General features: G+C 69.4%; 9 protein-coding genes. 5 read left to right on the top strand and 4 right to left on the bottom strand.

Annotated elements, in window-relative coordinates; all coding sequences use genetic code 11:
• Positions 1-872: hypothetical protein (locus tag HLK59_RS44165; RefSeq protein WP_171147312.1), on the top strand; the 872-nt coding region annotated here is incomplete at its 5' end.
• 276 nt (positions 873-1,148) lie between these two features.
• On the opposite strand, the gene tuf is transcribed toward HLK59_RS44165, so the two are convergent.
• From tuf to rpsL, 4 genes are all read right to left on the bottom strand, one after another.
• Positions 1,149-2,342: an elongation factor Tu gene (gene tuf / locus HLK59_RS44160; protein WP_171147311.1), complete on the bottom strand. Its 1,194-nt coding sequence runs from the start codon at positions 2,340-2,342 to the stop codon at positions 1,149-1,151.
• A 143-nt stretch (positions 2,343-2,485) separates the two neighbouring features.
• The gene (gene fusA / locus HLK59_RS44155; RefSeq protein ID WP_171147310.1) at positions 2,486-4,615 is read right to left on the bottom strand and encodes an elongation factor G; all 2,130 of its coding nucleotides are present in this window, start codon (positions 4,613-4,615) and stop codon (positions 2,486-2,488) included.
• 39 nt (positions 4,616-4,654) lie between these two features.
• Positions 4,655-5,125: a 30S ribosomal protein S7 gene (rpsG, locus tag HLK59_RS44150; protein ID WP_055553483.1), complete on the bottom strand. Its 471-nt coding sequence runs from the start codon at positions 5,123-5,125 to the stop codon at positions 4,655-4,657.
• Positions 5,126-5,128: 3 nt separating this feature from the next.
• Complete coding sequence (gene rpsL / locus HLK59_RS44145) at positions 5,129-5,500, bottom strand: 30S ribosomal protein S12 (protein WP_003948652.1); 372 nt, start codon at positions 5,498-5,500, stop codon at positions 5,129-5,131.
• 385 nt (positions 5,501-5,885) lie between these two features.
• On the opposite strand from rpsL, the gene HLK59_RS44140 reads away from it, so the two are divergent.
• The 4 genes from HLK59_RS44140 to HLK59_RS44125 all read left to right on the top strand — a co-directional run bounded on the left by HLK59_RS44140 (position 5,886) and on the right by HLK59_RS44125 (position 11,003).
• A complete protein-coding gene (locus HLK59_RS44140) occupies positions 5,886-6,662 on the top strand; it encodes a Crp/Fnr family transcriptional regulator (RefSeq protein ID WP_171147309.1) in 777 nt (258 codons plus the stop codon).
• 129 nt (positions 6,663-6,791) lie between these two features.
• Positions 6,792-7,637 carry a hypothetical protein gene (locus tag HLK59_RS44135; protein ID WP_171147308.1) on the top strand — a complete coding sequence of 282 codons (846 nt, stop codon included), beginning with the start codon at positions 6,792-6,794 and terminating at the stop codon, positions 7,635-7,637.
• Positions 7,634-9,853, top strand: coding sequence for a hypothetical protein (locus tag HLK59_RS44130; protein ID WP_206328321.1), 2,220 nt, complete (start codon positions 7,634-7,636; stop codon positions 9,851-9,853). Before HLK59_RS44135 ends, HLK59_RS44130 begins: the two co-directional genes overlap by 4 nt.
• Before the next feature lie 37 nt (positions 9,854-9,890).
• Positions 9,891-11,003, top strand: a complete 1,113-nt coding sequence (locus HLK59_RS44125; RefSeq protein ID WP_206328320.1) for a hypothetical protein — start codon at positions 9,891-9,893, stop codon at positions 11,001-11,003.
• Positions 11,004-11,021: the final 18 nt, after the last annotated feature.

Below are 11,021 nucleotides of genomic sequence, written 5' to 3'. Positions count from 1 at the left end.
GCGCCCCCACCGCGGCGGACAGCTCGATCGGTGGCCCGCTGTTCTGGCCGGCGGAGGAGGCCTGGCCCACCTGCCCCGAGCACGACGGCCCCGCCCACCTCGGCCACACCCTCGCCGACCTGCGCCTGCGCCGCCGTATCCTCGCCGAGGCGCACAGCCGGCCGCGTGCCGAGGGCGCCGACTTCCTCACCCGGGAGGAGCGGGCCGTCGTCGACCGGGCCACGACCGCGCGCCGGATACCTCAGGAGGGCCCTGTCCCGCTGATCCCCGTCGCCCAGCTCTACGCCCACGACGTCCCCGGACTCCCCCGCCCGCCCGGCACCGACCTGCTGCAACTCCTCTGGTGCCCCTTCGACCACGAGGGCTGGATGCCCCGCACGGAACTGCGCTGGCGGACGGCCGCCGAGGTCGTCGACCCGCTGCCCGATGCGGCGGCCCCGCACCCGTCGGTGATCGGCAGGGACCGCTACCTCCCCGAGCCCTGCGTCCTGTACCCGGAACCCGTCATCGAGTACCCGGCGCCGCACGAGCTGCCGGAGGAGCTGGCGGACCGTGTCGAGGACTGGGCGGAGGAGCACGGCGCGGTCTACCAGTACGACCTCGCCGTCGCCCCGGGCTGCAAGGTCGGCGGCCACGCCCCGTGGAGCTACACCGACCCCTTCCCCCTGTCCTGCGAGGAGTGCGGCTCGGCGGTGCGGCCCCTGCTCACCATCGACGGCTGGGAGTGCGACGGCGGCAGCCGCAGCTGGTTCCCGCTCGACGACTCCGGCCCGGCCCAGCCCACCCACCTGAGCATCGGCCGGGACCACGCCCTCCAGCTCTACGTCTGCGAGATGTCGTACGACCATCCCTCGCTGCGCAACATCCAGTGACCCGGCGTCTTGTCGGCGGTCGTACAACGCCCCGATGATCACGCGCGTGTACAGACGAAGACGCGTCCTCGGCACCTGTCTCGCCGTATCCCTCGCCGCCGTCCTGCTCCCCGGCATCTCTCCGACAGCCGACGCCCCGCCCTGGCGGGAACCAGCTGCGGCGATCGGCCCGCAGCCGGAACCTGCGCAGGGCAACGCGAAGGGGCCCGTACGACCGAAGTCGTACGGGCCCCTTCAGGAGCTCTGGGAGCTACCAGGCGTTCAAGCCAACAAGACTTACTTGTTGATCTTGGTGACCTGGCCGGCGCCCACGGTCCGGCCACCCTCACGGATGGCGAACTTCAGGCCCTCTTCCATGGCGACGGGCTGGATGAGCTCCACCTTCATCTCGGTGTTGTCACCCGGCATCACCATCTCCGTGCCCTCGGGGAGGGTCACAACACCGGTCACGTCAGTCGTACGGAAGTAGAACTGCGGACGGTAGTTGTTGAAGAACGGCGTGTGGCGGCCACCCTCGTCCTTGGACAGGATGTAGGCCTGGGCCTCGAACTCGGTGTGCGGCGTGACCGAACCGGGCTTGATGATGACCTGGCCGCGCTCGACGTCCTCGCGCTTGATGCCACGGAGGAGCAGACCGACGTTCTCACCGGCCTGGCCCTCGTCGAGCAGCTTGCGGAACATCTCGATGCCGGTGACCGTGGTGGTGGTCTTCTCCTGCTTGATGCCGATGATGTCAACGGTCTCGTTGACCTTCAGGACACCACGCTCGATACGGCCGGTGACGACCGTGCCACGACCGGTGATCGTGAAGACGTCCTCGACGGGCATGAGGAACGGCTTGTCGGTGTCACGCGGCGGGGTCGGGATCGCCTCGTCGACGGCGGCCATCAGGTCCAGGACCGTCTGGCCCCACTCCTTGTCGCCCTCGAGCGCCTTGAGCGCCGAGACCTTGACGACCGGCAGGTCGTCGCCCGGGAACTCGTACTCGGAGAGGAGCTCACGGACCTCGAGCTCGACGAGCTCCAGGATCTCCTCGTCGTCCACCATGTCGGCCTTGTTCAGGGCGACGACGATGTACGGAACGCCGACCTGGCGGGCCAGGAGCACGTGCTCCTTGGTCTGCGGCATCGGGCCGTCGGTGGCGGCGACAACGAGGATGGCGCCGTCCATCTGCGCCGCACCCGTGATCATGTTCTTGATGTAGTCCGCGTGACCGGGGCAGTCGACGTGGGCGTAGTGACGCGTCTCGGTCTGGTACTCGACGTGCGCGATCGAGATCGTGATACCGCGCTGGCGCTCCTCGGGAGCCTTGTCGATCTGGTCGAAGGCCGAGGCCTCGTTCAGGTCCGGGTACGCGTCGTGCAGCACCTTGGTAATGGCGGCCGTGAGGGTCGTCTTACCGTGGTCGATGTGACCGATGGTGCCGATGTTGACGTGCGGCTTAGTCCGCTCGAACTTCGCCTTCGCCACTGGGTCCTCCTGTGGAGTGGTTCTGGTACGCCTTGCTCATCGGCGCCAGGGTGATCTTTGCTGGGATGCCGCCCGCCGGGATTTCCGTTTCCGGGTGAATCCCGGCGGTCGGTGTCAAGCCTAAAGCGTGTAAACGGAGTGTGTTACTCGCCCTTGGCCTTCGCGATGATCTCCTCGGCGACGTTCCGGGGAACCTCGGCGTAGGAGTCGAACTGCATCGAGTAGCTTGCGCGACCCGAGGTCTTGCTGCGGAGGTCTCCGACGTAGCCGAACATCTCCGAAAGGGGCACGAGGCCCTTCACGACGCGGGCGCCGCTGCGCTCCTCCATGGCCTGGATCTGGCCACGGCGGGAGTTGAGGTCGCCGATGACATCACCCATCGACTCCTCGGGCGTGGTGACCTCGACGGCCATCATCGGCTCGAGCAGCACGGGCTTGGCCTTGCGCGCGGCCTCCTTGAACGCCTGCGAACCGGCGATCTTGAACGCGAGTTCGGAGGAGTCGACCTCGTGGTAGGCACCGTCGAGAAGCGTGACGCGGACGCCCGTCATCTCGTAGCCCGCGAGGATGCCGAACTGCATGGCCTCCTGCGCACCGGCGTCCACCGACGGGATGTACTCCCGCGGGATACGGCCACCGGTGACCTTGTTCACGAACTCGTACGCCGGGCCGTCCGACTCGGTGATCGGCTCGATCGCGATCTGCACCTTGGCGAACTGACCGGTACCACCGGTCTGCTTCTTGTGGGTGTAGTCCACGCGCTCGACGGCCTGACGGATCGTCTCACGGTACGCGACCTGCGGCTTGCCGACGTTGGCCTCGACCCGGAACTCGCGCTTCATACGGTCGACCAGCACCTCGAGGTGCAGCTCGCCCATACCGCCGAGGATGGTCTGGCCCGTCTCCTCGTCCGAGTGAACGTGGAAGGAGGGGTCCTCCTCCGCGAGACGCTGGATGGCGACACCCAGCTTCTCCTGGTCACCCTTGGACTTGGGCTCGATGGCGACCTGGATGACCGGCGCCGGGAAGTCCATGGACTCCAGGATCACCGGGTTCTTGTCATCGCAGAGCGTCTCACCGGTCGTGGTCTGCTTCAGACCCATCACGGCGACGATGTCGCCGGCGCCCACCGCGTCGATCTCCTCACGCTTGTTCGCGTGCATGCGGTAGATCTTGCCGATGCGCTCCTTCTTGCCCTTGACGGAGTTCAGCACCGCGGTGCCGGTCTCCAGGCGGCCCGAGTACACCCGGACGAAGGTGAGCTTGCCCAGGTGCGGGTCGCTCATGATCTTGAACGCGAGCGCGGACAGCGGCTCGTCCACGGACGGCTTGCGCTTGACGACGACCTCGGGGTCCTTGACGTCGTGGCCTTCGATGGCCTCGACGTCGAGGGGGGTCGGCAGGTAGCGCACGACCGCGTCGAGCAGGGGCTGGACGCCCTTGTTCTTGAACGCGGTGCCACAGAACACCGGGGTGACCGTGACGCCCTCGGACTTGCCGGACGCGATGGTGACACGACGGATCGCGGCGTACAGCTGCTCCTCGGTGGGCTCCTGGCCCTCCAGGAACAGCTCCATGATCTCGTCGTCGTGCTCGGCGACGGTCTCGACCAGCTGACCGCGGTACAGCTCGGCGGCCTCGACGTGCGTGGCGGGGATGTCGACGACGTCGTACATCTCGCCCTTCGCCGCCTCGGCGGACCACACGAGCGCCTTCATGCGGACCAGGTCCACAACGCCCTTGAAGTCCATCTCGGCACCGATCGGCAGCTGCATGATGATCGGAACGGCACCGAGCCGGTCCTTGATCATGTCCACGCAGCGGTGGAACTCGGCGCCGGTACGGTCCAGCTTGTTCACGAAGCAGATGCGCGGCACGCCGTAACGGTCGGCCTGACGCCACACCGTCTCGGACTGCGGCTCAACGCCCGCGACACCGTCGAACACGGTGACGGCACCGTCGAGGACGCGGAGCGAACGCTCCACCTCGACCGTGAAGTCCACGTGACCCGGGGTGTCGATGATGTTGATCGTGTAGTCGTCGTCCTCAAGCGGCCAGTGACAGGTGGTGGCAGCAGAGGTGATCGTGATGCCACGCTCCTGCTCCTGCTCCATCCAGTCCATCGTGGCGGCGCCGTCGTGGACCTCACCGATCTTGTAGCTGACGCCGGTGTAGAAGAGGATCCGCTCGGTGGTGGTCGTCTTGCCCGCGTCGATGTGGGCCATGATCCCGATGTTGCGGACCTTGGCCAGGTCAAGTGAAGTGGTAGCCATAAGGCTTCGGTCTTCTCTCGGTCTCGATGTGGGTTGCGACTACCAGCGGTAGTGCGCGAAGGCCTTGTTGGACTCGGCCATCTTGTGGGTGTCCTCGCGCTTCTTCACAGCGGCACCGAGGCCGTTGGAGGCGTCGAGAAGCTCGTTGAGCAGACGCTCGGTCATGGTCTTCTCGCGACGGGCGCGGGAGTAACCGACCAGCCAGCGCAGCGCGAGCGTGTTGGCACGACCGGGCTTGACCTCGATCGGAACCTGGTACGTCGCACCGCCGACTCGGCGGGACTTGACCTCGAGGGTCGGCTTGATGTTCTCCAGCGCGCGCTTGAGGGTGATGACCGGGTCGTTGCCGGTCTTCTCCTTCAGGCCCTCCATGGCGCCGTAGACGATGCGCTCGGCGGTGGAGCGCTTGCCGTTGAGCAGCACCTTGTTGATCAGGGAGGTCACCAGAGGGGAACCGTAGACCGGGTCGATGATGACCGGGCGCTTCGGGGCGGGGCCCTTACGAGGCATTTTCTACTTCTCCTTCTTGGCGCCGTAGCGGCTGCGGGCCTGCTTGCGGTTCTTCACACCCTGGGTGTCAAGGGAACCGCGGATGATCTTGTAGCGAACACCCGGCAGGTCCTTCACACGGCCACCACGCACGAGCACGATGGAGTGCTCCTGCAGGTTGTGTCCCTCACCCGGAATGTAAGCGGTGACCTCGATCCCGCTGGTCAGACGCACACGCGCGACCTTACGCAGGGCCGAGTTCGGCTTCTTCGGGGTGGTCGTGAACACACGCGTGCAGACGCCGCGACGCTGGGGCGAACCCTCGAGTGCGGGCGTCTTGTTCTTCTCGACCTTGTCCTGCCGGCCCTTCCGGACCAGCTGCTGGATCGTAGGCACTACTTCTCCGGTTTCTGTGTGCCGAATGGTGAAGCTAACCTGGAACGTCGCCGACCCACGCGGTCGGGTGTGTCGGATCCCGCAGACTTCCACCCGAAGGTGAGAAGGGCGCGGATTCACGGTGGCCGATGGAGGCTCGCCATGCGGTTGATGGCACGCACGAGAGCCAGGGCACACCCCAGGCACAAGGTCTGAGCGTACCTACCTCAAGGACTTCGGTCAAAACAAATGGAGCGGGCCCCGACACGCCGGACTCTTCGACCGTCGAGGGGCACGGCCGGCGCCGGTGGCCGATTCGCGCTCTTCCGTCCCACGCGATCTTGGGCGTTCAGTACGTTGACCGGTCTTCACGACGGGGCCCGCATGGGGATTCGGGGGATGAGGCATGACGACGTGGACGCCGGCGTACTCACCGGACGACGGTGGCCTGGACGACCGGGTGCCGTTCCTGGCGCGGCTGGAGAGCGAGGACCGCTCGACCCTGCTGGCGCTCGGCCGCGGCCTGGACTTCCCGCCGCGCACGGTCCTGCTCCGCCAGGAGGAGCCGTCCGCGCACGTCCTGTTCCTCGTCCACGGCTGGACCAAGGTGACCGCGTCCGCCGCCAGCGGCTACGAGGCGCTGCTCGCCCTGCGCGGCCCCGGTGACGTCGTCGGCGAGTCGGCGGCGCTGACGGGCCGGCCACGCGGAGCGACGGTGACCGCGTTGGAGCAGGTCAGGGCGGTGGCCGTCGACCGGGAACGCTTCCGGGGCTTCCTGCACCGCTCCCCCGCGGCCTCCTTCGCCCTGCTCGGCCTCACCGTGGACCGCACCCGCGCGGCCGACCGTCGCCGGCTGGAGTTCGCGTCGATGAACGTGCGGGAACGCTTCGCCGTCCTGCTCCTGGACCTGGCCCGCACCCACGGCCGCCGCACCCCGGACGGCATCGAACTCGCCGTCCCCCTGAGCAAGCAGGAACTGGCGGGCTCGGTGGGCGCCTCACGCGAGATGGTGCAGCGCCTCCTGAAGGAGCTACGGGACAAGAACGTGGTCGCGACGGGAAGGCGGGCGATGCTGATCATGCGCCCGGACGTCCTGCGCCGGATGGCGGCGCAGCCGCCTTCAGGGGCGCGGGGAACTGCGCGACCGGCCACGACGGCGCCGCACCCGTCCGACGACCTGTAGCCGCACCCCCTCCCCCGCCCACTTCTGTGCACACGGTCACATTCCCACTGCGTCATCCGTCCTCCCTGCCACAGCCCCCTCTCCATCACGCTTCTCGTCTGCACGCCCCACCCCCCTCGAGAGGCGACCATGAGCGACCCCGTGGCCCGGACGATCCTGCTGGTGGACATCGAGAGGTACAGCGACCGGGACGACGTCGAGCAGGCCTACCTCCGGCGCATGCTCTACGACATCACCGACCGCACCCTGCAGAGCGCCGGCATCGACGAGACCCTCCGGCTGCGCGCCGACCGCGGGGACTCGGTCATGGAGCTCATCGACGCGAACGCCCCGGTCACAGCGCTGCTGCGAGCACTGCTCGGCGAGGTTCCGGCACAGCTGAGGGCGGTCAACCGCATGGCCTCCCGCTCGGCGCAGATCCGGCTGCGGGCCGTCGTCGCCACCGGCTACGTCGCCGTCGACGAGCACGACGGCTGGGTCGGCTCCGACCTGAACCACGCCTGCCGTCTGCTGGACGCCGACATCCTGCGCGCCGCCCTGCGCGAGCGCGCCGACGACTTCGCGCTGTGCGTCTCGGACCCGCTGTACGGCGGAGTCGTACGGCACGACCACCCGGGAGTTCCCGCCGACGACTTCCACGAGGTCAGCGTGGACAGCAAGAACGGCCCGCTGACGGCGTGGCTGCACGGACCGGTGCCCGGGGCGGCGACCGGCCAGGACCACCGTGAGAAGGGGGAGGCGCCGGGCGGATCGGGGGACCGCCCGGCGCCGCGGGTGCCCGAACAGGGCGGCCCCCACGAGGACGGCCCGGCGCCGGACGGAAACAGGGGAGCCCCGGCGCCGGGCTCCACCGTCGACGTGCGCGGGGGCACGTTCCACGGCGGTGTCTTCGGCGGCACCCAGAACGGCGGCATCAGCGGCGGCACCTTCCACGGCAACGTCACCTTCGGCGGCGGGCGGGGTGAGGGCGCGTGAGCACACCGGAGGCGCCGGCCCCCGAACGCCTGGGGGCCGCCAACGCCGTACCGCAGCAGCCCGGCGGCGACGCCGAGACCGCGGACGGCGCACGGCCCGCGGCGGAGGGCGAGCCGGAGGAGCGGGACCAGCCGCAGAACGCCTGGTCGGCCCGGCGCGACCTCGTCGACCACAGCCCGCGGATCATGAACGTGGGCGCGCGGGCCGCCTTCAACGGCGGGCTGCACGGCGGCACCCAGAACGGCGGCATCAGCGGCGGCAACTTCTCCGGCGACGTCTTCCTGGGCAGCAGGACGGAGGTCTTCCACGTCAACTTCCCGACGCTCGCCTCCCCCACGTCCGGCGCCTCCGGAGAGGTCCCGAGCACCACGCTGGAGGAGCTCGCCGCGCACTTCGCCGCCGACGAGGAGCTCATGGCCCGTCTCGCGGAGCGGTTGCGCCAGGAACGGGTGCTGGTGCTCTCCGGCGGCCGTTTCACCGGCAGACGCACGGCGGCCCTGATGCTGCTGCACCGGCTCGGCGCCTCCCCCGTACGCGTACTGGACGGCGACACACGACCGGGTGAACTGGCCGACAGCCTCCCCGCGGAGGACCCGGACACATCCGAGGATCCGCCCCGTACCTGCGGCTACGTCCTGTACGACCTCACCACCCGCCGCGACAACCCGCTGCGCGAGCACCACCTCCTGGCCGTCCGCGACCGGCTCACCGCGCAGGACGCCTATCTGGTCGTCACCATCGGACCCGCCACGCCCGTCGAGGACGTCACCCCCGAGGAGTGGCCGCCCCCGGCGGCGGCCTCCGTCCTCGCCGCCCAGCTGCGCACCCGCACCGACCCCGGCCTCCTCACCCACCCTCAGGTCACCGAGTTCCTCGGCCGCAGCCACCAGCCCCGCGAGGTCGCCCGCTTCGCCGAGCTGCTCGGCCGGTACGCGACCGGGGAGGCGACCGAGGAGGCGGTGGCCGGCTTCTCGTGGGTGGCCCTGGAGAACCAGGTGCAGGAGTGGTTCGCGGAGGACGAGACCTCCCTGCACCTGCGCGACAAGGCGTTCCTGGTGGCGCTCGCCGCGTTCGACGGCGGTCCGTACCCGCTCACCGCCGAACTGAGCGACCTCCTCTACCGGTTCCTCCAGGAGACCGAGAACCCGGCCCGTGTCCCCGAGGTCCCCGTCTTCGGCACCCACGTCCGCAAACGCCTCCAAGTCGCCCGGGCCAAGGCCTACTTGGCGGAGGAGCACACGGAATGGGGGCCGGTGACACAGAAGAAGGCCGAGTTCCTGGACGAACGGGCCTCCGCGGTACTGCTCCGCGAGGTCTGGACGGGACACCCCTCCGCCCGCCCCGCGCTGATCCGCTGGCTGCGCCGCCTCGCCGACGACGGCCGCCCCCTGGTGCGCACCCGCGCCGCGTCCACCGCGGCCCTCCTCGCCCTGACCGACCTGCCGTCGGCGATGGCGCTGGTCATCCAGCCCTGGGGCACGTCCAAGCGGTTCCGGCAGCGGCTCGTCGCCGTCAACGCGCTCACCCTCGCCCACTTCGTCGGCACCCCCAACATCCCGCGCATCCTCGACGCCTGGTGCTCCGGCGACGACCCGCGGCTGCGCTGGGTGGCGGTCCGGGCGTACGGCCTGCTCGGACCGGAACGCCCGGAACAGGCCCTCGCCGCGTTACGGGGTGCCGTACGGCGGCTCCACGCCGACGCGCCCGACAGCACCGACGAGGAACTGGCCGTGGAACTCGCCCAGTCCGTCGGCCTGTTGCTGCTGTCCTCGGCGAGCGACCAGGTCCTCGCCGAACTGCGCGTCCACATCGACGACGACCGGGCGGTGCACGACCTCACCCTCGACGGCTTCGTGTCGGCCTGCGACCGCAAGGAGAACGACGAGCCCTACGGCACCCCCCTGGTCCTCGGCTGGTACGCCCGCGCCGCCACCGAGAGCGGCCCGGCGGCCCAGGGCGTGCCGTTCCTGTGGCGGACCGCCCTCAACGACCCGCGCACCACCCGGGACGCCCTCAAGGTGCTCCACGAATGGGTGCTGATCGCGAACCGGGCCACCGCCGTGGAGTGGGCCCTTGCCGCCCTCCTCCCCACCCTCGTCACCACGTCCACCGAGCACCAGCGTCTGAGTCACCTGCTCCGCACGATGTCCGGCGAGGACGGCGACCCGCCGCCCCCGGTCGCGGCCCGCCTGCTGACCACGCTGCCCAACCGCTGACCCGCACCGGATCGGTACCTCCGAGGAGACACGCCGCATGCCCACCTTCCGCCAGCCCGAGTGGCAGCAGAACGCCGACCGGCACACCGAGCTGATCGACCCGGTCCTGACCGTGCGTCAGCTGTCACGCTTCGAGTTCAACCTCAAGTCGTACGTCCGTATCGACCACGCCCTGGTCTTCGCCACGGCGAAGGGCGGCTACGAGGCCTACCTGCCGCCGCGCCGGCCTACCCGCGGCGAGATAGCCACCAACCGGTACACGGCGGTGTACGAGGTGGACATGGGCGTGCACCCGCACACCACCGAACTGCCGTTGCCCAGCGACAACGACGCGTTCGAGTTCACGGCACAGGTCGATCTGTCCTGGCAGGTGCTGGACCCGGCCCGCTTCGTGGCCTCCGGCCACCGGAACGTCCCGGGGCTCCTCCTCGGCGAACTCCAGCAGGCGGCCCGTCCGGTGACCCGCCGCTTCGCGATCGCCGACAGCGCGGCCGCCGAGCGGGAGATGCTGGAAGCGATGAACCTGCTGGGCCCGCTGGGCGCCCCGGCGGGCCTCCAGGTCACCTGGACCGTCCGGCTCCGCCGCGACCAGGACAACATCGACCACCAGCGCCGGCTCCAGTCCATCGACCACTCCGCCGAGGAACAGATGCGGGTGGCCCAGCGCGGCATGGACATCGACGCCCTCCAACTGGACCGGGCCATGGCCTACGGCGTCCAGCAGCAGGACCTCCTGCTCCAGCAGCAGCGCTGGCAGCACGAACAGGCCATGTTGCAGGGCCGGCAGATGCTGGAGCTGCAACAGATCGAGGCCCAGAAGATCGCCTTCTTCCAGCACCACCTCGAACAGGGCGGCGTCCACCAATGGGCCCTCCACCTCGCCCAGCACCCCGAGGACTCCCGCCTGGTCATGCAGAGCATGCGCGACGACCAACTCCGCATGATCCAGGCCCAGATGGACCTGGTGAAACAACTCCTCAGCAGCGAGGCCGCGGAGAGCTGGGAACTGGAGGGCCCCAAGCAACTCGCCCTGCGCACGGTCCACGACATCCTCAACCAACGCATGCCGGGCGTAGCCCAACAGGCACTGCCGGAGGGGGAGGGCCCTCCGGCAGTGCCTGTTGGGCTACGCCCGGCATGCGTTGGTTGAGGATGTCGTGGACCGTGC

Origin of the sequence: Streptomyces sp. S3(2020) (assembly GCF_013044505.1) — a bacterium.
GTDB lineage: Bacteria > Actinomycetota > Actinomycetes > Streptomycetales > Streptomycetaceae > Streptomyces.
Note: the sequence above shows the minus strand (reverse complement) of the source record. Positions and strands in the feature narration are given on the sequence as shown.